This window comes from Cytobacillus oceanisediminis (genome assembly GCF_022811925.1).
Lineage (GTDB): Bacteria > Bacillota > Bacilli > Bacillales > Cytobacillaceae > Cytobacillus > Cytobacillus oceanisediminis_D.
Genome location: NZ_CP065511.1, coordinates 3,146,306 through 3,169,523 on the forward strand (window position 1 = coordinate 3,146,306; position 23,218 = coordinate 3,169,523).

Annotated in this window: 20 protein-coding genes; 3 read left to right on the forward strand and 17 right to left on the reverse strand. The window is 40.9% G+C overall.

Going from position 1 to position 23,218, the window contains the following annotated elements:
- Nucleotides 1-48: 48 nt before the first annotated feature.
- From IRB79_RS15880 to IRB79_RS15905, 6 genes are all read right to left on the reverse strand, one after another.
- On the reverse strand, nt 49-414 hold the full coding sequence (locus IRB79_RS15880) for a hypothetical protein (protein ID WP_243503421.1): 366 nt from the start codon (nt 412-414) through the stop codon (nt 49-51).
- Nucleotides 415-447: 33 nt separating this feature from the next.
- On the reverse strand, nt 448-699 hold the full coding sequence (locus IRB79_RS15885) for a type B 50S ribosomal protein L31 (protein ID WP_243503422.1): 252 nt from the start codon (nt 697-699) through the stop codon (nt 448-450).
- Between the two features lie 23 nt (nt 700-722).
- Nucleotides 723-992 (reverse strand): 30S ribosomal protein S14, encoded by a 270-nt coding sequence (rpsN, locus tag IRB79_RS15890; RefSeq protein WP_243503423.1) that lies wholly within the window; start codon nt 990-992, stop codon nt 723-725.
- A gap of 183 nt (nt 993-1,175) precedes the next feature.
- Nucleotides 1,176-2,774 carry an ABC transporter permease gene (locus IRB79_RS15895; RefSeq protein ID WP_243503424.1) on the reverse strand — a complete coding sequence of 533 codons (1,599 nt, stop codon included), beginning with the start codon at nt 2,772-2,774 and terminating at the stop codon, nt 1,176-1,178.
- The gene (locus IRB79_RS15900) at nt 2,774-3,676 is read right to left on the reverse strand and encodes an ABC transporter ATP-binding protein (protein WP_243503425.1); all 903 of its coding nucleotides are present in this window, start codon (nt 3,674-3,676) and stop codon (nt 2,774-2,776) included. Before IRB79_RS15900 ends, IRB79_RS15895 begins: the two co-directional genes overlap by 1 nt.
- A 2-nt stretch (nt 3,677-3,678) precedes the next feature.
- The gene (locus tag IRB79_RS15905) at nt 3,679-4,281 is read right to left on the reverse strand and encodes a TetR/AcrR family transcriptional regulator (protein ID WP_243503426.1); all 603 of its coding nucleotides are present in this window, start codon (nt 4,279-4,281) and stop codon (nt 3,679-3,681) included.
- 455 nt (nt 4,282-4,736) lie between these two features.
- Between IRB79_RS15905 and IRB79_RS15910 the strand changes: the two genes are divergently transcribed.
- The 3 genes from IRB79_RS15910 (at nt 4,737) to IRB79_RS15920 (ending at nt 7,260) form a co-directional block, all read left to right on the forward strand.
- On the forward strand, nt 4,737-5,855 hold the full coding sequence (locus IRB79_RS15910; protein ID WP_243503427.1) for a YibE/F family protein: 1,119 nt from the start codon (nt 4,737-4,739) through the stop codon (nt 5,853-5,855).
- On the forward strand, nt 5,852-6,628 hold the full coding sequence (locus IRB79_RS15915; protein ID WP_243503428.1) for a YibE/F family protein: 777 nt from the start codon (nt 5,852-5,854) through the stop codon (nt 6,626-6,628). The genes IRB79_RS15910 and IRB79_RS15915 overlap by 4 nt, the downstream gene beginning before the upstream one ends.
- A gap of 140 nt (nt 6,629-6,768) precedes the next feature.
- Complete coding sequence (locus IRB79_RS15920; RefSeq protein ID WP_243503429.1) at nt 6,769-7,260, forward strand: CBO0543 family protein; 492 nt, start codon at nt 6,769-6,771, stop codon at nt 7,258-7,260.
- Nucleotides 7,261-7,298: 38 nt separating this feature from the next.
- Here IRB79_RS15920 and IRB79_RS15925 read toward each other — a convergent pair whose 3' ends face one another.
- The 11 genes from IRB79_RS15925 to IRB79_RS15975 all read right to left on the reverse strand — a co-directional run bounded on the left by IRB79_RS15925 (nt 7,299) and on the right by IRB79_RS15975 (nt 22,884).
- On the reverse strand, nt 7,299-8,084 hold the full coding sequence (locus IRB79_RS15925) for a DUF817 domain-containing protein (RefSeq protein WP_243509460.1): 786 nt from the start codon (nt 8,082-8,084) through the stop codon (nt 7,299-7,301).
- 118 nt (nt 8,085-8,202) lie between these two features.
- Nucleotides 8,203-8,412: a helix-turn-helix domain-containing protein gene (locus IRB79_RS15930; protein WP_243503430.1), complete on the reverse strand. Its 210-nt coding sequence runs from the start codon at nt 8,410-8,412 to the stop codon at nt 8,203-8,205.
- 9 nt (nt 8,413-8,421) lie between these two features.
- Nucleotides 8,422-8,904, reverse strand: coding sequence for a DUF2975 domain-containing protein (locus IRB79_RS15935; protein ID WP_243503431.1), 483 nt, complete (start codon nt 8,902-8,904; stop codon nt 8,422-8,424).
- Between the two features lie 256 nt (nt 8,905-9,160).
- On the reverse strand, nt 9,161-10,309 hold the full coding sequence (locus tag IRB79_RS15940; protein ID WP_243503432.1) for a M20 family metallopeptidase: 1,149 nt from the start codon (nt 10,307-10,309) through the stop codon (nt 9,161-9,163).
- A 31-nt stretch (nt 10,310-10,340) separates the two neighbouring features.
- Entirely contained in the window at nt 10,341-12,023 is a 1,683-nt protein-coding gene (gene ggt / locus IRB79_RS15945) for a gamma-glutamyltransferase (RefSeq protein ID WP_243503433.1), read from the reverse strand.
- A 301-nt stretch (nt 12,024-12,324) separates the two neighbouring features.
- Nucleotides 12,325-15,198: an ATP-binding protein gene (locus IRB79_RS15950; protein WP_243503434.1), complete on the reverse strand. Its 2,874-nt coding sequence runs from the start codon at nt 15,196-15,198 to the stop codon at nt 12,325-12,327.
- Complete coding sequence (locus IRB79_RS15955; protein ID WP_243503435.1) at nt 15,188-15,559, reverse strand: response regulator transcription factor; 372 nt, start codon at nt 15,557-15,559, stop codon at nt 15,188-15,190. The genes IRB79_RS15950 and IRB79_RS15955 overlap by 11 nt, the downstream gene beginning before the upstream one ends.
- The gene (locus IRB79_RS15960; RefSeq protein WP_243503436.1) at nt 15,537-18,809 is read right to left on the reverse strand and encodes a hypothetical protein; all 3,273 of its coding nucleotides are present in this window, start codon (nt 18,807-18,809) and stop codon (nt 15,537-15,539) included. The genes IRB79_RS15955 and IRB79_RS15960 overlap by 23 nt, the downstream gene beginning before the upstream one ends.
- Nucleotides 18,806-20,206 carry a glycosyltransferase family 2 protein gene (locus tag IRB79_RS15965; protein ID WP_431833437.1) on the reverse strand — a complete coding sequence of 467 codons (1,401 nt, stop codon included), beginning with the start codon at nt 20,204-20,206 and terminating at the stop codon, nt 18,806-18,808. Before IRB79_RS15965 ends, IRB79_RS15960 begins: the two co-directional genes overlap by 4 nt.
- A gap of 11 nt (nt 20,207-20,217) precedes the next feature.
- On the reverse strand, nt 20,218-21,261 hold the full coding sequence (locus tag IRB79_RS15970; protein ID WP_243503437.1) for a HEAT repeat domain-containing protein: 1,044 nt from the start codon (nt 21,259-21,261) through the stop codon (nt 20,218-20,220).
- Nucleotides 21,262-22,884: a GGDEF domain-containing response regulator gene (locus IRB79_RS15975; RefSeq protein ID WP_243503438.1), complete on the reverse strand. Its 1,623-nt coding sequence runs from the start codon at nt 22,882-22,884 to the stop codon at nt 21,262-21,264. It abuts the gene before it with no gap.
- Between the last annotated feature and the right edge of the window lie 334 nt (nt 22,885-23,218).

The following is a 23,218-nucleotide window of genomic DNA, read 5'->3' on the forward strand; positions in this document are numbered from 1 at the left end:
GATGCAGGTTTTAATACGAAATCATTACGATTTAAAGAACAAATTTTTTTACGATTTATTTTCATTTAAGGAGAAATAAAAATATTTAACTTTATTCCTTTTCTTTCTTGCCCGGACACTATCTGTTATTTCGATCCATGTTACATGGTTCAATTTATTCTCAAGCTGCCTGTTAATCATGTCTTCAATTTCATGCATGGTCATCATCAGCTGTCCAAATGAAAGGTTAAAATGTTCTGCAGCCTGCCTATGAGGTGAATGCTTCACAAGAAGAGCCATAAATTCTTCAGAAGTCGAAGCCTTTTGAGCCAGCTCTTCTTCCAGACCAACGACAAATTCATAAATCTCCTTTTGCTTAGGAGGGAGTGACTTTACAATCTCTCTTGAGATCATTTCCATAAGATGTGAATTCATATCTTTCACCTCACCTTGCCAAGTGGAGAAACCTTACTTGCTCTTCATGTTATATCTCTTCATAAATCGTTCAGCACGTCCGCCGCGATCCGTGAACTTCTGAACACCAGTATAAAACGGATGTGTGTCTGAGCTTACTTCAACTTTAATTAATGGGTATGTGTTTCCATCTTCCCACTCGACTGTTTCATTTGTTGTTTTTGTTGATCCTGTCAAAAATTTAAAGCCGCTGTTCATATCCATGAATACTACTTTATGATATTCCGGATGAATATTTTCCTTCACTTTCATTACCTCCACATTTTATTTTACCAGCTGGATTTTTTAACTCCTGGAACTTGCCCTTTATGTGCATATTCCCGGAAAGCGATTCGGGACATTTTAAATTTGCGAAGATATCCCCTGGGTCTGCCCGTCACTTGGCAGCGGTTTTTCAGCCGTGTCGGTGATGAGTCTCTTGGCAGCTTCCGCAGAGCATCATAATCACCCTTCTCTTTCAGTTCCTTTCTTAATTCTGCATACTTTAATACAAGCTCCTGCCGTTTTAATTCCTTAGCTACTTTTGATTTTTTCGCCAATGAATTCACTCCTTTCTAATGAAAATCGTAATTATTACGATTTGAATAATGCTATTTAATCACAAAAATTTTGATATTGCAACACCTGTGACTTGAGAACTTCCTTTATGCTGATATTAGGTATTTAATAAGAAACGCAATCCATATAGGATTGCGTTTCTTAATTTCTATCTTTACACATCATTATTCAATATCCCGCTTATTAAATCCTATAAACCCGACCAGCGTCAGCACCGCGGCAGCGACACATAATAACAGCAGCGGGATAATTGAAAATTCCTCAATCGGTGCCTGCGGAACATGGCCAAAAGGAGAAATGCTGCCGATCCAGTCAGAGAATTGGAATAATCCCCCTAAATACAGCACAATAAAAGAATATAAAACATAAAGCCAAATAAAACCCGTGAATTTTGGCAGAAATCCAATCAGAAATACTGACAGCCCAATCATGACCAGCATGGCAGGATAATAGGACAGTGCTGCCCCAAAGATCATTCCAAAGGATAACCCGCCTTCAACCGCAGCAGTTCCAGCTGACCATAGTCCGAGCGCTGCAAGTGAAATCATGACAAAGCCATTAATTAGAGAAATGATAAAATAGCTGCCTAACAGTTTGGTCCGTGAAACGGATCTGCTTAACAGATGAACAATTCGTTCCTTCTTCTCCTCTCCGCGGAGTTTATTCATGGCCATCACTGGAGGAATCGTTGCCATCAGTGAAATAACAATCATCAGCATGGGGATGAATTGTTCTACCAATGTTACTCCATCTGTTGGCTTAAGGAGCTGTTTCATTGCTTCATTTTGCGAGAAAAATGATTCCAGATCCCCTAATACGGAACCATAAGAAGCACCCAGCACAAACATGCCAATTGCCCATGATATGATACCGGTCCGCTGCAATCTTAACGCAAGGCCGATTGGACTCTGCAAAAAACGGGATGCATATTTTTTTCCGGGCCTGGATGGCAAAAATCCGCGATCCAGGTCTCGAATTGCGTTCAAATAATTCGCAACGGCGAAAAGAACCATGGCAGCAGCAATCATTAATACAATAGGCCACCAATTATTAGAATCATAGACTTCCGCTTTGGTTACCCATGCGAGCGGCGAAAGCCAGGATAGGGATTCATTGCTTATGTCAGTGATAGCCCTGAATAAATAAGAAATGAGAAGGATGGCAATCGAATAACCGATTGTTCCCCGTGAGCTATCTGAAACTTGAGCAAATACGGCTGTTACACCTGCGAAAAATAGACCCGTCGCCCCTAATGCAGCACCATACAGTAATGACCCTTCCAGATCCATGCTTTCTATTCCAAGGGCATAAAGGCCAAATCCGTTAATCAGAGCTAATCCGATACATGCTGCTGATATGACAAGCAGGGATGCATTTAAATAGGATAGACGCCCTACAGGCAGCGAACGGAGCAATTCCAGCCGTCCATCCTCTTCATCAGCCCTGGTGTGTCGAGTGACAAGCAGGATGCTCATTAAACCGGTCACAGCAGCGGTCATTAATAGCATCTGATGGGCTGTCATGACACCGATCGTATAGTTGCTTAAATCCGCGGGACCAGTCATGGCAGTCATCGCCGGGTTTGCCATCGTTTGTGCCATAGCATCTCTTTCCTGCTGAGAACTGTATAATCCCTTAAAGGCTGTTGGAACGATTATCGTGAAAAAGGTAAGTGCAACCAGCCAGATTGGGATCCGCAACCGGTCCAGCCGGAATATAAATTTTGACAGGAAAGCGGTTTTTGCCAAATGATTGCCTGCCATCAGCGGACACCTCCAGTATCCTTTGCTCCTTCATAATGACGCATAAATAAATCCTCTAATGTTGGCGGAGCACTTTCAATCCTGGTGATGCCAAATTGGCTAATATGCCTGATAACCTCATCTATTTGAATCGTATCAACCTGAAACTTCATTCCATGCTCGCTTTCTTCAATGCCGTGGATGCCTTTCAGCTCATTTAGACCCGTAATCGGCTGCCTTGTGTCAACGAGCATTTGTGTCCGGGTTAAATGGCGAAGCTCGCTTAAGGACCCAGACTCAATAATCCGGCCTTGGCGGATAATACTAATGCGATCACAAAGTTTTTCTACCTCAGATAATATATGACTGGAAAGAAGGACACTTTTCCCCTGCATCTTAACATCCATTACACATTCCTGAAAAACCTTTTCCATCAAAGGATCCAGTCCTGATGTCGGCTCATCCAGAATGAAGAGGTCAGCATCAGAGGATAAGGCCGCAACCAGTGCAACCTTTTGCCTATTTCCTTTAGAGTAGGTTCTGCACTTCTTGGATGGATCCAAATCAAATTTCTCTATTAACTCCTCACGTTTTGCCTTATTGGCAGTTCCATTTAATTTTATAAATAAATCAATGACCTCTCCCCCTGTTAAGTTCGGCCATAAATTCACGTCACCAGGCACATATGCCACCCTTTTATGAATGTCGACAGCATCCTGCCAGGCGTCCTTGTTAAAAAGCTTTACTTCTCCGCCTGTCGCCTTTAATATCCCTAATAACACCCGAATGGTGGTCGACTTTCCTGCCCCATTCGGGCCGATGAAACCCAGTACCTCACCTGCATTTAACTCGAGATTTACCCCATTCAGTGCCGTAAACTTGCCGAATTTTTTAGTTAAATTGGTTACTTTTAAAAGGCTCATGCTCATTCCTCCCCATTTTTATAAAAACAGCGCTTTAAAATTTCCTTATAACTGTCCCATTCGTTAAACAGCTCGATACCGATATCCTCAAAAGACTTGATTTTCGCGATTTGCAGTTCTGCGAAACCAGTCATGGTCCAATTCAGGATATTCATCGCTTTTTGAGGTTCTATATCCTCCCGAAGCTTTGACCAGTCGATATTTTCGTAGATTCTTTTCATGCCATCTTTTTGAATGTTTGCCAGCAGTTGATTTATATCAGATTTTACATCCGGAGCATCTTCTTCAAGCAGCGATTTCAAGAAGTCAAATACAAGGGGATATTTCTTTTGAATGTTTAATTTAATGAACCCCACCTGGCTGATCCTTTCAAAAATGTCCCTTTCATTCATGTCTATTTCTACATAGATTTGTTCAATGATGTTTACTGCATTCTGAATCAAAAAGAAATACAAATCCTTTTTATTGCTGAAATAGTTGAACAATGAGCCTTTACTTATTTGTGCATCCTTTACCATTTCATTTGTAGAAGCCTTCTCATAACCGCTCTTTACAAATTCTTTCATTGCTGCATTGATAATTCGTTCCTGTTTTTCGAGTTTCAAACTGTAAAAAGTAGTATTAATTATATTGCACTCCTTTCACAATAATGACCAATGTGGTCATTTTAAAAATAACAAAATTGACCGCACTGGTCAATATATTTTCATCAATCATTTTGACAAAAATTATCAATTTTTTATTCTTAGTTTTATTTAAAATTACAGGGGGGATACATGCTAATAAGGAGGTGATCAAATTGACTTTGCTTTTCTATAAAGCAATGGAGGCTTTCAAGAAGGATGCTGAAAATCAGAAAAAAGAGAAACAGCAAAAAGAAATGTTGAATGTGCAAAAGAAATAATTACATGAATCAGCTGCTCTTTCATCCTTTTGGATGATTTTTTTTTGAATGACAAATCTCCTCCAGAACGGCGATAAACTTGACTATCCGAAAAAGTTCCTGATATCCTTAGTCCGTTGTAAAGTTCCTGTATTTTTATACTCCTGGAGGTTTATTTTGAAAAACATCCCTATTAAAAATTTCTATTTATATATCATATTGGCGCTGTGTATTGCTGCCTCTGTTCTATTTATACAGAACAATGACTCCTTCTATGAACGCACTATAGCTGAAGTAAAGGAAGTCAAACTTGTTCACTCTGAAAAAGTAACAGATATTTACGATAATGAAGACCGCTTATATGAACAGCGGATTATAGCAGAAATTACGAATGGAAAAGCAAAAGGACAGCATATTCTCTTAACAAATCAGTATTCGAAAGCCAAAGCTTATGACTATGAAATTCAAAGCGGCCAAAAATTATTTGTGTCCATAAAGGAGAATAAAGCAGGTGCTGCAGAATTAAGCGGAGATATCCTTGATCTGAAGCGCGACCATTACATACTACTGACAGGATGGATCTTTATCCTGATACTGCTCTTTGTCGGAAAAAAGCAAGGTCTCTTTTCCATCATCAGCCTGGCAGTTAATGCCGTGCTGCTTTCCTATGCATTGGATGTTTATCTGAAGAATCCCGAAATAAGCCTGCTGCTGATATGCAGTGCGGCAGTCATCTTATTTACCGTTACCTCCCTTCTGCTCGTAAACGGCTTTAACGAAAAAACATATGCTGCCATTATCGCAACGCTTGCGGCAACATTCTTGTCATTATTGGTCACTTATCTGGTCATATGGTTAACTGGCGGGAAGGGGCTAAGATACGAAGAGCTCCAATTTATTACCAGGCCCTATCAGATGGTTTTCTTAGCCGGTTTATTTATCGGCTCGTTAGGAGCGGTTATGGATGTAGCCATTACCATGTCATCTTCACTGTTTAGCTTATATGAAAAAAATAACAGCATTCCAGTGCAGGCTCTTAAACAGTCTGGAATGGAAGTGGGAAAAGACATTATGGGCACCATGACGAATATCTTGTTTTTCGCCTATATCAGCGGTTCCATTCCGATGCTTATTTTGTATATAAAAAATGACTCCCCGCTCGGATTCAGCCTATCCATGAACCTTTCACTGGAATTAGCCCGGGCACTTGCCGGAGGAATCGGGATTGTGATCACCATTCCGATTGGGTTGTATACTGCCATATACTTCATTAATAGAAAGAGGGCACGAAAATGAATGCAATACTAGTGCTGGCAGCCATATTATTTATTCTGATGACCCTAATAGGCGGAAAAAAGGGGGCCCGATCATTTTTTGCGATCTTCCTCAACTTCGGAGTGATTATTTTCGTCCTTTTCTTTATGAACGATCCAAACATCAATCCGATTATCGTTACTTTATTCGCCTGTGCATTCATTGGCTGTATCAATCTATTTTTTATAAATGAAGTGAACATTAAGACGATAACCGCATTTCTTGCTTCAATTATTACCACGGTCGTTCTTATTGTGTTCATTGTCATCATTGCAGAAAAGGCAATGATTCAGGGGTTTGGAGAAGAGGAAATTGAAGAGTTGAGCATATTTTCCCTTTATATTGGGGTTGATTTTGTTAAAGTGGCTGCGTCTGTCATCATCATGAGTACAATAGGCGCCATAACGGACGCTGCCATGGCCATCTCTTCCCCAATGAGGGAAATCCATTATCATCACCCGGACATTAGCAGAAAAGACTTGTTCCAAGCTGGCATCAGCATCGGTAATGATATTCTCGGAACAAGCACCAACACATTATTTTTCGCCTTCTTTGGCGGATATTTAGCACTGCTTATATGGTTTAAAGACCTATCTTATTCACCAGGTGAAATTATCAATTCTAAGATTTTCAGCGGCGAGATGATTACGATCTTCTGTGCAGGAATTGGGGTAACGATGGTGATCCCCGTCACTTCGTGGATTACCGCACTGTACTTAGTGAAAAGAAGAAGCTCTGCTGATTCCGCTGAATAGCTTATGATAATAAAAAGCTTCTGCACAATTGATTGATTCCCAAAATAATTTTGCAAGGCTGATTTACCTATTTTTTACAGTTTGTAGTATTTGATGACAAAGGTCGTCAATACTAGTTAACAGTAAAATGAGGTGAAACTATGCACTGCATGCTTGTAATAGTAGTTATCATTTTTTCTTATATTAAAGCTGACTGGAAGAATTGGGAAAATTATTATCCTACCATGCTTTATATATCTGTGGCGTCTTTCATTTATGAATTTATTTCACACAGCCATTTTCACTTATGGGAACTTGAAAAGGGCCTTTTGAATCTGATGGGCGTCCATCTATTGCATAACATCGTTATTAATCCTTTGATTGGCTTTGTGTTTTTATCTAATTATCCCAGCAATCTTAAGGATAGAATTTTTTATTTTGCAAAATGGATGGTTTTGTTTTGGGCGGCTGAATGGCTGGCATCCCGCTTTCATTTCATAACCTACCATAATGGATGGAATATCTGGTGGTCTTTTCAATTTGTGGCCATTATGTTTCCTATGATCCGTTTACATTACACCCATAAACTGCGGGCATTAACTCTTTCGGTACCGATAGCTGCCCTTTATTTGTTCTTGTTTGATTATCTATAGTTACGAGCGGATTGATGCCAGCCAAATAAACTCGATCCTTATTGACCGGAAGCCTCTCCTGCAGAAGTCTTCCCCTTAACCTGCTTTAGCGTCGCCACTATAAGGAAGCTGACAATCACTAACAAGAGCCATGAACTCACCTTTCCCAGATGAACGAGACTCCATGCATCGGCCTGATTGGGGTATTCCCAAGCCCCAAAGAATGTTGCGATATTTTCCGCTATCCATATGAAGAATCCGATAAGCACAAAAGAAAGTGCAAGCGGCATTCGGTACTGGATTCCGCCTACCTCGTAACTGACCCAGGATCTCCAAAAAACGATCAGAACCATTCCAGACAGCCACCAGCGGATATCGATCCAATAATGGTGGGTGAAAAAATTCAAATAAATCGCAGCGGCAAGAGGCACTACTGCCAGGAAAGGCGGCCATTTAATCAGGTCAACACTCAGCCTCCTCCACGCCTGGCACAGGTAACTTGCTACACTGGCATACATGAAACCGCTGTACAAAGGAACCCCAAAAACTTTGGAATAACCCTCCTCCGGATAAGCCCATGAGCCCATATGTACCTTAAATAGTTCAAGTGCAAGGCCGATAATGTGGAACAAAGTGATAACCTTCAGTTCATCCTTCGTTTCTAGCCCCGATTTCACCATCGCCCACTGCATCAGAAGACAGATGATCAGCAGCCAGTCATACCGCGGCAGAATGGGCAGCGGCAGGAATTTGGTTAAAGCTAAAGAAGCAAAAATGACAACAGGAAACAAACAGGATAAAGCCTGCTCCCAGCCGAAACGAAAGAGCTGCTTTAGAGATCTCATCGGCTGAGCTTCCAATTTTCGAATAGTCAAATGCATTTTAATCCCTCCCATTTTAGGACAGGTTCTTCGTCCGTCTGGGACATGGAACCTGTCCCCTAGTCCCATCCCCTAATCCCACTTATTCTTCACTGCGGTATTCCAGGATATCTCCAGGCTGGCAGTCCAATGCTTTGCAAATGGCCTCCAAAGTTGAAAACCGGATCGCTTTTGCTTTTCCATTTTTTAATATAGAGAGGTTTGCCATTGTGATTCCTACCCTCTCTGAAAGTTCTGTTACACTCATTTTCCTTTTTGCCAGCATCACATCAACATTGATTATAATTGCCATGTTCTCACCTCAGACCGTTAAATCATTTTCTGATTTTATATCAATTGCCTCTTGCAAAAGCTTTTGGAGAACAGCTCCAAAGACTGCGATAACCATTGAAGCAAAAGGAACCAGCAAGCCAACGAAGATGACACCCGGGGCATCGTCAATTTCTGCAAAAAGATAGAAGACCGGCAGGACCAGCACATGCAAACAGGCGATAGTGATGGCGCAATATTTTATTTTCTTTAAAGCTATAACAGATAAATCAGAGAAAGCTTTATTTTTGTCAATATAGCGCAAAAGTTTGAAAGCCTGGTATAGCGCAAAGTAAAAAGGGACCGTCGAAGCATAAAACACGATATAAACCAGATATTTAATGAAAGCAAACTTCGGCAGCAATTCACCTGCGACTTTTCCCAGCTCAGGCACCAAAAAAATGCACAAAACTAAAATCGGGACCCCCAAAAGAATAACGGCTATTTTTAAAAACAAAGTTGTTACCTTTTCCATAAAAAGCACCTCACTTCTTATTTTCATTTTGATTTTAATCTATTATTTATCGTTTTTCAATAAATAATTAATGTTTTTTATTATTTTTTTATTGAAGAAAAGGTAAATAACGTTCCAAATAACTAAAGGAATATTCTTTTACAGAGAAAAATTAATCAAATCAGGAGGGCTATTGCTTTTCTTCTTACTTCTCAGAATCGCCTGCACACCATCAAAAAAACCCGGCCCACTCAGGCCAGGCTTTAACGTTCCTATTCTACACTTTGCTTAACCTCTCGATCGTTCTTGCCAGTAAAGCCGTTCGCTTCGGAAACGTTTTTAAATCGATATACTCATCTGTCTCACTGTGGGAAAATTCTCCGAGCGGCCCCATGCCGTCCACCGTTGGGACTCCTTCAGTGGATGTATATGCTGCATCCGAACCTCCGCCGGTGCTGACTTCCCTAATAGACATTCCAAGTTCTTCCCCTGCAGCCTTTATTTCCTCAATCAATTTGTCCGTTCCTGCGACTTTTTCCATTGGCGGTCTTCCAATTTTACCTGATAAGCTGGTTTCTGTTCCCTGCACTTCCTCCTCCTCTGCAATTTCTGTGATTTTTGCAGTAATCTCCTTTGCCTGTTCCATGTTCTTTACCCGAACATCCACTTGCGCTTCTGCATCCGGGGCGACGGTATTGGAAGAGATGCCGCCGTCAATTAAGCCCACATTGACCGATAAGCCTCTCTCGTAATCATTTAAATCATGAAGTTTAACTACTTTATGTGCCAGTTCATCGATGGCGCTTCGTCCTCTTTCGGGTTCAACTCCGGCATGGGCACTTTTTCCTTTAACATCAAAGATAAATCTTCCAATTCCCTTTCTTTCTGTGACTATGCCGTCATCGGGCCTTCCGGATTCAACGACAAGTGAGAATTTTTTTCCTATCGACGCCTCTTTAATAATGGCTTTTGATTTTCGTGATCCGATTTCTTCATCACTATTAAAAATCAGGTGTACATTTTTATATGCGTCCGAGCCTCTTTCCTTAAGAAGTTTCAATGCGTACAAAACAGATACATGGCTTGCCTTTTCATCACTCACTCCCGGTCCATAGGCTTTATCCCCAATCATTTTAAATGGGCGTTTTTCTGCTTCTCCCTCAGGAAATACAGTATCCATGTGGGCAATAATGATGATTTTGGGGTCACTATCCTTTTCAGCTTTTATCTCCAGATGGTCTCCATACTGTGATTCACGGTGAACAAGAACATCCATATCCAAATCCTCAAATTCCTTTCTCAAAACAGCGCCAACCTTGTCCACTCCTTCTTTATGATAAGAGCCGCTGTCTATATTCACCAATTCCTCAAGCAAGTTCATCATTTCCGGCATTTTGTCTTCCAAATACGCTTCATATTGATTCAATGAATTCACTCCTTTTCAAATAATCACAGGGTTAAGCTTCGTTAATTCCAATGGCTGATCCTGGCCTGCTTGAATCAGCAGCACCATGCAGCTTACCAGTTTTGTGATCCATAAGGATCGCCTGGACATTCCCAATGGGTCTGTCCGTATCATCAAACTGAAATCCCATTTTGCGGAGCTTGCCAATTTCACTTTGGCCAATACCTTGTTCAGACCAGACATCTGGTCCTACACTGTTATAAATCCTGGGTTCTTCAATTGCATCTTTTATATCCATTTCAAAGTCGAGAATATGGCTGATAACTTGTGAAACTGAAGCAACAATAGTAGGTCCGCCAGGAGAGCCCAGCGTTAAAACAGGCACCCCATCTTTGAATACTATTGTAGGCACCTTCGCGCTGACCGGCTGTTTATTTGGTGCCAGGCTATTAATATGATCTGGTTCCGGTGTAAAATCCGTCAAATCATTGTTCAGCAAAAATCCGTACCCTGGTACCATGATGCCTGAGCCCATAATATGCTCATTCGAAGACGTGCAGGCTGCAATGTTCCCCCATCTGTCAGCAACAGTAAAATGCGTAGTATCTTTTCCTGTTTGATGCACTTTTACTTCGCCCTTGGGACGATCGCTGCCCTGGAACTTCCAGGGGTTGCCGCAGTCAATTTCCGGATTTCTCGATTTCCAGTCAATCTTTCCCCGCCGTTCTTCTAAATACTCTTTTTGAAGCAGGCCTTCAACCGGAATTTCAGAGAAATTAGGATCTCCCATATAAGCCAGCTTATCAGTGAATGCTAATCTCATTGCCTCTGAGAATAAATAATACTTTTCCCAGGAAGATGCTTCATACTTGTTAAGTTCAAACCCTTCCAGTATTCCTAAAAGCTCCAGCAGTGCGATCCCTCCGCCATTAGGTGGTCCTGGAACGGCAATTTCATAGCCTCTGTATGTTCCCAATACCGGTTCTTCAATTGGAGCGCGATAGTTTTGCAGGTCCTGTTTCGTCATAATACCGCCCTGATCCTTAAGCGTGTTAATGATGACATCTGCAATTTCGCCTTCATAAAGTGCTTTGATCCCTTTCTTTTGCAGTATTCTAAGAGTCTTTGCCAGGTCTTTGTTTCGAACCCAGTCTCCCTTTACTAACGGAACTCCTTCCGGCATAAAAAGCTTCTTTGCCTCTTCCCCTATTCTGATATGGAGAATTTCGATGACTTCGTCCCATTGCCAGTTCACCCTGAAGCCTTCTTCAGCCAGTTTAACAGCAGGTTCAATCAGGCCCTCCAGCGGCATTGTCCCAAACTTTTGATGCCCTTCATCCATAGCCTTCATGATACCGGGAATGCCTACTGACTTGGCATCAATGGTCTGCTGAAAGTAAGGAGTAATTTCTCCTTTTTTATTTAAGAACTGATCTTTATCTGCCCCTGAAGGAGTCTGTGAATGGCCGTTGATCGCCTTTGTCTTTTTTGTTTTCTGATCAAAATACACGACATATCCGCTTGCTCCTATGCCAGTGTTAAACACTTCAACTACACTAAGAGCAAATTGAATGGCAACAAGGGCATCCATGGCGTTGCCGCCGTTTCTTAAAATTTCCGCACCAGCTTCTGTTGCTTCATGAACCGCAGAAGCAGCCATCCCATGAGTGCCAGTCGCCTTCTGCCGCTTGTCCTCAGTGTCTCTTGCCATATGCCTGGTATCTACCTTATCCATTAAAATCCCTCCTATAGGGGTACCACCCAAATCTCATTCGCATCTCTTAAAAGATTCTAAAATCTGCTTTTACTTTTAAAAGCTTTTAATTTCTTGTACCCGGCTAAAAATAGCTGAAACATACAAAAAAAGGCACCGGACCTTAAGCCATTTTGATGACTATAGATCCGGCTACCTGTTATTAATAAATCTTTTATGTGAAATTAGAATCTAAAAGCTGGAGCAGCTGATGCCAGGTCTGTACTCGAATGCCGGAAGGTTTTCCCGGGGAAAATTTTATATAATGGAGTGCATGTATTAATCAATCACCGGGTGAATTCTCAGGAATCAGTATTTGGCCCGCCTTTCCAACCTTAAGCAGTGTCTGCAAAATGGCCATAGATAAGCTTCCCGTCTGATATGGCTTTATGAAGTAATCATGTGCTCCCAGTGACAGGCCTTTTTCTTTTTCATCCAAGGCCGTTGAGATAATAATTGGAATATGACTGAGCACTTCATTTCGCTTCAATATCTTCATAATACTCCATCCATCAAGACCTTCATCGAGCATGATATCAAGAACAATCGCATCAGGAAGGTGATTTTCCATATACGCCAGGGCATCCCTTCCGGTATTGAAATGCTTCGCATGCAAATTGTTTTCCGTAAGTTCCTGAATAATCAGTTCTGCCAGGCTTTGATCATCTTCAATGACCAGCACCTCATAGCGTCTTCCGCTTTGATGAATGTTCTCATCCAAACCGTGGGAAGGCTTATAGACAGCGGGAATGGAAACTCTGAAAGTACTTCCTTCCCCGTACTTTGAAAAGACATTTATATCTCCATCATGCGCCTTCACACTTTCCTGGACGATTGAAAGTCCCAGCCCCGTTCCGCCAATCCTCCGCCTATCTGAATTATCCACTCTATAAAACTTGTTAAAAATATCCCCTGCTTCATTTTCCGGAATCCCTAGTCCATGATCTTCCACTTCAATATGAAGCAAGCTGTTTTCCTCGAATAATCTTATATAAACAGGGCCTCCAGAGGGTGAATATTTGATGGCATTGCTTATTAAATTGGAAAATACCTGTTCAATTTTGCAGGAATCACCGAGAATGACATCATTTCCACTAAATGGTTCCAAAATAATCTTGTGAACATCCGTCTGCACCTGCTGATTATCTATTACTTTCTCAATAATAGGGAGAAGCTCAATATATTTTTTTTCGTACGTTTGTTTACCGGATTCCATCCGCTGGACATCAAGAAAATCATTGATCAGGGAAGTAAGCCTCTTGGCTTCATTTAATATTGTCATCAAATATTTCTTCTGCTTTTCCCCCTTGAGCTCCCGGTTCAGCAGAAGCTCCGAGAAACCTAAAATGCTGGCAAGCGGTGTTCTCAATTCATGGCTGACGGTGCTGACAAACTCCGATTTCATTTCATCTACTTTAAATTCCTTTGTAATATCCCTGTGGACCAATACAGTTCCAACACACTCATTATTCTGATAAAGATCTTCACAGTACATCTGGAAGACTTGTCCACTATCCTTTGTTTTGTAAACAAACGTTTCCCCGCTGGATGTTTCACCATTAAAGGCCCGCCAGATGAATTCGGTAAAACCATCTTCATCCTCTACCTGCTGTTTTAGAAGTACGCTCCACTTATCCCAGCTCAGTCCAACAATCCCTTCAAAACCACCCTCGCAGTGGAACATTTCGCAAAGCTGTTTGTTGACCTGCAGGATGCAGCCGTCCCTGTCAACATACTGCAGACCTTCCTTTACAGTGTTGAGGATATCCTGGTTCAATTTTCTATTAGCTTCAGAGTTTTCATAAGAACTGATTTTATCGAGCGACAACCCAATCTGTTTTGATAGTGCCGAATATTCATCCATATGCGTCTGTATAAAAGGAAACCCGTATCTGGTGAACACCATGACAGCAGTAACCTCTTGATTTGAAGAAATAACCGGCAAATAAAGGTCATAGCCGAAAATGGTTCTTTCATGGTAGCCTTTCTCTTCTTGAAGCAATTGTCTCTTAACAGCAAAACCTTCTTTTGTTTGTTTCAGCCTCTCAATTAATCCGCTTCTCAAATGATTCTTGAACTGTTCTACTCCCAAAGATGAAATGCCAAATGAAGCAGATTCATCATTTTCAAGCATCACAATTAACCCGCAGTCCGCTTCAATGACATTGGACATTTTCATCACAATGCTCACCAGCACTTCCTGTTTTTGCAGCGAATTGGAAATGCCATTGATCAATTCATTCCGGCGCTCAAGTTTTCTCTCATTTGATCGCATGGTTCCCAGGGCATCTTCCAATTCTTCCCTCTGTGCTTGAAGCTCGTCCTGCTGGGCAAGAAGCTCCTCATTTTGAGCAAGCAAATCCTGCTCTTTTTCCTGCAGGGTCATCACCATTTTTCGAAAGGCAACAGACAAGACTGCCAATTCATCCATCCTATCCTGCCCTACATTCAGTTCCGCCTTACCTCCCCTGGCAATTTCTTCAGCAGCGTTGGCAAACTGAGTAAGCGGCTGTCCTACCTGCTTGAACATAATCCGGATCATCCGGAACAGGATGATCAGAATGACAACAAGAAAAAGAAAAAAACCTGTTTGTATATAGGATTGTTTTTGGATTAAATCCTGAACCCTGCCGTTCAGCTCATCATTCAGGTTTTGCAGATAAACCTGAATATCATCCTGAAAGGAATTAATCCTTGCAGTAGCTCCGGAATCTGCCATTTTAATGATTTCTTCCATACGGCCTGCTTCAAAATATTCGATGGATACGGGAAGTCTTTCAATGAAATAATAATCTGCAAATTCATCCATTTCCTTCCCAAAGGCTTTGTCCTCCTTGGTTGAAGCAATGCCATTGTATTCACTGATAAGCTTTCTGATCTTAGGCCTTAAGGCAGTAGCCTGGTTTTTTAATTCAGAATTCCCAAAGGCGAAATAGCCTCTGACATCAAAAAAGACGAGATTGAAGTTATGGTCAATTTGCTGAACAATTTCTTCTTTTTTTACAAGCTTTTCGCGTTCTTTGTAATAAGAGCTGTTTATTTGCTCTTGCAGCACAGTTAAAATACTGGTTCCCGCCAGAAAGAGAAGGACGAATACTCCCATAAGTGCAACAATCTGCCTGGTCAAGCTCTTTTTTATAAAATGATTAAGCTTCATCTACTATTTCTCCAACCTTCTCAAATAATTGAAGAGGGCTGAATGGTTTAACAATGAAATAATCGGCCCCTGCCTTTAAAACCTCTTCCTGTTCATTTTGCTGGCTTTTGGCAGATAACATTAATATTTTCACTTCTTTGTTAAGAGCCTGCTCACACCGGATTTTCCTGATGACATCAAGACCGGTAAGTACAGGCATCATATAATCCAGGATGACCAAATCAAATTGCTTTTTTTCCAGCAGCTTCAGGGCTTCTTCTCCATCTTCAGCTTCATCGACTTCAAAATCCCCATCTTCCAGAGTGTCAGCAATAAGCATGCGCAGAATTTCTTCATCCTCAGCAATCAATATCTTTTTCATTTACTTTCTCTCCCGACTCTATGGAGTCAAATATTTTTTTCATAATATGATAGGACTTTTTAAGCCTTTCATGGTAATCTGGCTCCTCCCACAGTTCCCAGGAATAATAGGCAGAATCTTTTCCATGGAGCACTCCATCATGCATCTTTGGAAAAGAATCCAGGATACCTTCTCTGTCCGCCGACACTGCACTAATTCTTAATCCCTCAATTGTTTGGCTGCCTGCGAGACCTTCGCTCCATAGATCCCCAAGTATTTCTTTTTGGCTGGGATCCTTCATATTTAGCAATGCCCAAGGAAGTCTGATCTCCATTACTTTATTACTCTTGCTAACACTTATATCGGTTAATGAATTGAAGTTTTCATGAGCAGGATTTGCATTCCCAAACTGTAATTTTCCTGTCTCATAGGACTTGAATGGTTTCGTTTCCCCAGTTGATGGTATAGTTAATTCCTTATTCAGTGCTAACCTGATAGGATGAAAGACTCCATTATCCTTTTTATCGGCATAGCTTTCATTCGGAATCATATTCAGCATATGGCTATAATGATAGTAGAAAGTATCATAATAGCTATCTATTAAAAGCCTGGAATTATCCTGCCCGCCTATTTCTGCCATAAAGTCAACTCCGAAGTCCGTTTTGACCTTTCCTGTCTGAACCGGAATCGAAGTCTGTCCCTGCTCTGCAATGGTATCGATCAGCAAACGGGTGGTCTCATTCTCTAAGTCAATGGGACGGTTATAATCCAGCCGGATATATAAGTGTTCCTCATCAGAACGAACATACATATCCTTCAAGTAAGAATTCTCACTCCCGGAACTGTAGACAGGTTTCGCACTCAGCTTTTTCCAATCACCTGTATTGCCATCCACATATATTCCAGCTTCATTTTTACCAGGCTCAAAGCTCAGCAGGCCGAAATGCTGTTCATTTGTTTGCCTGTTCGACCAGTATGGACGCCTGTCAGGATTATCATAATCCATCGTATTCCAGGTTCGCTTGAACCATTCATCCTGCCAGGAAAACACAAGGCCGCCGGCATATCCTTCTGAAACGATGGACTCAAACAGCCGGCTGTTTATTTTTCCTTGCTCTTCCTCGGAGTGAAATCCCTGATTCATGCCTCCTACGTTCTCATGGGTCATCCCCCTGGACGAAGGGACTCCGAATTCCGCTACCATAACAGGCATCTCGTGGACAGCGATTAAATCATGAAGGTAGCCTGCATAATTATTCCTTTCCCCTTTTGAATCGATGTAATTGACATACTTCTCTTCATAGTTAAGGAAATCAGGGTAATATGGATATACATGATAAGAGGCAAAAAGGCCAGCGTGAAACTTATCTGTCCTCTGTATATGATTAGGGTTTACAGAAACCATATCTTCTTTAACCGACGGCTCTGAAGGATGTTCCAGAAGATCGGTTGTTACCCAGTTGGTAAAACTCATTGAATGCTGCCATTCGTAGCTCGCGGTTTCATAATTCACGGCATAGTCCATCATTTCAGCAAGCCAGATTTCAAAAGGACTGGCATTAGCCGTTTGGAAATATGCCCCGGAGAATTGCTGCCGGCCTTTATGTTTATCATTCGTTCCTGCGACCGCTTCTGGATCCCACTCAATTCCAACCATAAAACCCAGCACATAAGGGGAAATATCGTAAGTATATTTACCTGAAGCATGGCCAGTCCTCTCTTTAATAACAGCCTTACCATGGATGATATCAATCATTTTCTTCATTTCACTTTTAAAATCATCGGTTACAGCATCTGAAAAAGCATCCTGTTCCTTAACCAATGTTTCTTCATTGACCCAGACACCATGGAATAAAAATAATGGTTTTTCCGCAATCTGATTATATTTATGAAATGCTTCATAAAACGCTGGGGGATGCAATGTGTATATCCTTATGGCATTGGCATTCATATCGCCAATTGCTTTAAACCAGCGAAAATACTCAGCTTCAGTAATTCCTGTTTCCCCTGGGAAATTGCCAGGCTTGGCAATTCCCATATTGACCCCTTTTATAAGCAGATCCTCCCAGGTGCCATTTTTCAGTATTTGTATATAATCTTCACTTGTATGGCTATTGAATTGTATACCATTGGTCTCAGCTATTTCTGGGGTAAATTTGCTATTCGTTAGCTTCGGCTTTTCCTGCAGCACCTTTTTCATCATTGGGACGTACGCTTCCCAGTAAAAAGAATCATTGGCACTAAAATGTTCTTTCCACTTGGCCAGTCCTCTCGTATTATAAATATTTGGAACTTCTGCTTCATCAGCATAATCGCCTGCAAAATAATAGGAAGAATAGGCAGCGTTTTTGTGCTGAATAACAGCTGGGAAGGTGTCAGGAATTCCAGCATTCTGCAGCTTGCTTTTTCCTGTTTTAGTAAGAGGCAATGAATAATCCGCCAGTACTTCATCCGGATTTCTTGCCTCGATCACATCAAACCAATATCGATAGGGCGCTCCCCCCTTCTTTCCGAAGAAATCCTCGCCCTTATCAGTAATGCGAAACTCAACCCCTTCACCTTCCAATTCACTTTCATCGACGACAACAACGTAATCATTCGAGTTCACAAATACGAGACCGGGACCTTTAAGACCCCAATTTCCGTCTCCATAGTGTTCCTTTACCCAAATAGGAACCTCGCTGCTGGATAGGTCAGGGAAATACCTCCCAATCCACCCGCTCCAGCTGATATTCAATAAATTGGTCAATCGGTGCCGGGCCTCATCTGATGAAGGGCTTGCAAACGTATTGAATTCTGCAATGAGTGTTTTCCCTTTGGATGAAACTAAAGTTTCCTCCAGCTGGATAACCTCCTCCTCCTGCAGCCCGCCATATAGATTAGAAGAACGTTCTCCCAATGGATTGCTTCCATAGAATTCTTCCTCATAAACCCCATACGTGTCGGCAAGGTAAAGAACCTGATATTTATCAAGATTGTCCGGTAATGGCTTAATTTTATATTCATTTTTCATTCCTGGTTTAAAACCGCTGTAATCAGCCTCCATACTGTATCGGTTTCCATCTGATTTGATATATTTTTCATTATTTAAAATCCATATAAGTCCCTTATGCTCCCGATAAGAGTCATCCGGCACTGTTTTGTCCAAAATAAACACATTCAGTTTTTGATCCTGCTTTAGCCACCATGACCAGAAAGGACTGGAAATAACGGTCAGCACGGCAAAAACAAACAGAAAAACGGCTGTTTGCCCTTTGGTAAATTGTCTCATCCGGAAACACCTTTTCTTTTCATTTCTCCCCAGCTTGTATCGCCTTTGACCAGCTGCCATATTCCTTCACATCTCCAAAAAACCGTCAAAGGCCGGTACCATAACGTTTCAGTCAATGAATAGAAAAACAGTTTGATTAAATCAGAGATCTTTGGAAATTTCCTCAAGCTCCATTCCTCAAGCAAAACGGCAGCCATGGAGAAAAGTGAACCATATAAACACGATAGCAGAAAAATCAGGATTGCAAACTCAAGATAGATACCACCCAAAAATAGGGAGATAACCACATAAATGTATCCCAATAATTCAACTATCGGGCCCAAAAACTCTACTATCCAAAAGTATGGAAAGGATATAAACCCTATCGGGCCGTATCTTGGATTAAAGGTCATTTTCCTGTGTGTCCACAGGCTTTCAAATAATCCGCGATGCCACCTTCTCCTTTGTCTTCTTAGGTAGGTCATGCTTTCCGGAACTTCTGTCCAGCAAACAGGGTCAGGGACATAGACGATTTTTTTCTTTTGCTTTTTATCTCTGATAAGCCTATGGAGCCTTACGACCAGCTCCATATCCTCGCCAACTGTATTGGTTTTATAGCCACCCGCTTCAATGACCCATTGCTTGGAAAAAACACCGAAGGCTCCAGAAACAATCAGAAGTAAATTATGCCGGCTTAACCCAATCCTTCCCATTAAAAAGGCCCTTAAATATTCGATTATTTGCATGATTACCAAAGGCTCCCTGGCTAAGCCAACCTTTAAAATATTTCCGTCCTGTATTTCACAGCCATTCGCGATCCGAATGCTTCCGCTCGAAGCAATCACTTCCCCATCAGAATCCAATATTGGCTTCATTACCTTTAAGAAAGCATCCCTTTCCAGTACAGAATCTCCATCCAATGAACAAAAATAAGGATAATGGGAAAAGTTAATCCCTGCGTTCAACGCATCAGCTTTTCCTCCATTCTCTTTGTCTATTAAAAATAGATTTGGAAGAGAAGCGGACTGATAAATTTTTTTAACAGACTTTGTTTCAACCTGCTTCCTGACGGCTGCATTAATTTCCTTCATTTGATAATGTGTAATCATTTTTTCTATGGTGGCATCTTTTGAACCGTCATTGACAACGATAATTTCAAAGGAAGGATAGTCTATACTCAAAAGGGAGCGTACACTGGCAACAATCCCCGCTTCTTCGTTATATGCTGGAACAATGATGGAAACCGGTTTTGCGAAGGATTCATTCATATATTCGTCAAATGACTGATTCCGGTCCAGCAAATATTCCTTTCTTAGCTGAAATACAGAGATTAATAAAATAATTGAGTAGAAACTGATGACCAGCACCATAAAGACTGCTATAAATGCAGCAAATCCGACCAATATATTTCCCCACATCAGAGCCATAATCAACCAAATTCTCCTTTATTCATCCATTCCCAGGCCATGTCCCTTGCATATGAATCATTCGAGGTATCCAGTACAATCTGCAATTCTTCCTTTCCATCAGGAAACATCATAATGGATTGTCCAGCCTGAGATCGCACCCACCAGGAACGATCATGGAGAAGGTCAAGCAAATGCGGCATCAGTTTCCGTTCCTTTAGGGATCCGAAGAGTTTTGCAGCCATCATCCTTTCCTTCCAATCCTCGGAATGACGTAATTTCAGGTAGGGTGTTATGTCCTTAACCACCCCTAATGAAGAAAGTGCCTTTACTGCTCTTAAACGAGTCTCTCCATCATAGCTGGCATAGACTGACTCAATGAAATGCAAATATCTTAATTCTTTTCTTATTCCAGCGGCATCTATTATGGCATATTTCAATTGGTTTACAGCCCTATGAAAATCTGTAATTAAAAGACTGAACAAGTTTTCATTCAGCCGGAGGATGATATTTCTTAATTCACCGTCCGATAGATTTTCACTATTATACAGAAGAAGATCAGTAATTCCTTCGAATTGAAATGCCGCAAGTATCCTCAAGGATTGTACCCTTTCATCGTGTGATATTCTCTCTTCAATGGCTGCCTCCAAAACTTGAGGCTGTAATTGAATGAAATGAAGATCTTCGATATTGTAGAGAGCATTCATTCTAATGCTCCACCTTCTGCTTTTTAACTGTCTCTGGAAGTAATTTCTCAGGTTCCTGTCAGCAAACTCCCTAAGTTTCCTCGTTTCCTCTTCTCCTGTTAAATTGGCTGCGAACTTAGACAGAACCTCTTCTGCAGCCTTCTTTTTTATATCATTATCCAAATGAAAGTGCCTGCTTGTCTCTCCCTCAGCTATATATGCAAAGATCAGCGGACTAAGCGTTTCAATGCATTCATTAATTTTCCTGCGCTTTCGATGCTCCAGCCATTTTCTTATGACCAGGTACATAAGAATCAGAAGCAGCAATCCTGAAATGACAGCAGCTGATAGACCGAGAATGTATATTTCATTCTTCAGCATCTAGGTCAGCCTCTTAATTAAACGCTGAATTCGAGCTTCCAGTTCTGTAAGACTAAATGGCTTTGTCACGTAATCTTCAGCTCCAAGCTTCAATGCACGGGCAATATCCTGCTCACTTTTTCTCCCTGTCAGCATAAGAACATGAATGTCCTTGGCTCTCTTCGACTTTTTCATTTCCTGCATAACCTCAAGACCATCCATTACAGGCATAATCCCATCAAGAATCAGAAAATGAGGGCCCTTTTCTTCTATTCGATTCGAATGAAGAAATTTCCGGCCGTCTTCAAAGACCTGGATATCCAGTTCTGCATGATCGAACTCCATATTGCTGAGGACCTTTGTTAACATCATTCTTATTATCGAATCATCGTCAATAACGGAGACATATAGTTTTTTCTTATGCTGTGCAATTGGATCGGCTTTACCGCATTCCACTCTTGCTCTTCCCTCTTGTTTTGCTTCATATAAGGCCTGATCAGCTGATCTGACAATCGTTTCTTTCTCTATCCCCGGCTGATCGACCATAATAACTCCTGCAGAAAAAGTAACGCTAAATGAATTGCCTCCCTGTTCAAATCGTTTTTCCGAAAACCCTTTTAATATCTTTTCAAGGGCTATTTTGCTTTCGGCTTCTGAAGCGCCAGAAAATAAAATGACAAATTCCTCGCCGCCATAACGGAACACATAATCTGTTTGGCGGACATTTTCTTTTAAGTACTTTGCAAATTCAGCAAGGACTATATCACCTGCCGGATGGCCATAAGTATCATTAATTTTTTTGAAAAAATCAAGATCAAGTATAGCCAGTGAAAATGGCCGATGATTTCTTGATAATTCATTCATAAATACTACTAAACTGTCATCAAAAAACCTTCTATTATATACTCGGGTTAATTCATCTATCATTGCAGATTGATCGAATAATTTCTTATTCGCTAAGTGCCGTTCTACCTTTAAGAGAAATTCCTCTAAGTCAATTGGCTTGGATATAAAATCATCTGCACCCATTTTATAAGAGGTTAACCTAGTTTCACGATCGTTGTTTACACTGATCATAATCTTTGGAATATACTTATTTCGAGTATGTTTCTGTAAAATTTCTAATAACTTAAAACCACTTTCCTTTTCCAAATTTATATCCACAATTAAACAATCTGGACGATGATCATAATACTGCTCTGTTGCAACTTCCAGCTCAGTACTGGCAATAACCATCCAGCCCTTGCTTTCGAGTGCATCCTTCAGAAGGATCAGCATTGAAATATCATCATCAATCAGCTGAATAAGAGGGGCATTTTCCACCCTTATCGGAGCCTGCTGTTTTAATGTGCTTTCAAAATGCTCATATTCATAGCTCATCTCAATCAAATCGAATAGATAATTTCTTAAAGTTTCCTTATCCCAATCCTCTTTATCTTCCATATTATCAATATCCGATATTAGATTATCTGCCAGCTGATGGAGCCCTGTGAGCTGTAACGTTCCAGCAGTACCCTTTATGGAATGCAGGAACCTGTATACCTCTTCACTTTTTGTGGACTCAGACATATTACCTTCAAACCATGCTGTAATCTGCCTTTTTATTTTCTCAAATAATAGAACTTTATATTTTTTCAGCTCCATTACCTACACCTCGTTTATAAAAGTAGCTAGTGGCTGGTCAAAGTGACTTTATGTATTCTTCAATTAGACACTAAACCTTTTTATGATAATTAGTAATTGTAAAATAACAAATATCTTCCATCTCTTTAGTCTAAATCATTAATAATAGGCTTTCAAACCTGGATGTACTTTATATATCTGTCTCTTCCTGCAGGAACATCAAAGAAGTGATCCTCTATCCAAGAATTTCAGCTGGAAAATACAGGTTCTGTACAAATAATGAATTAGCGGATTCAATATACTATAGATGATAAGGATATTAAATGTAAATAAGCTTTAGATTTTTAAAAGCAAT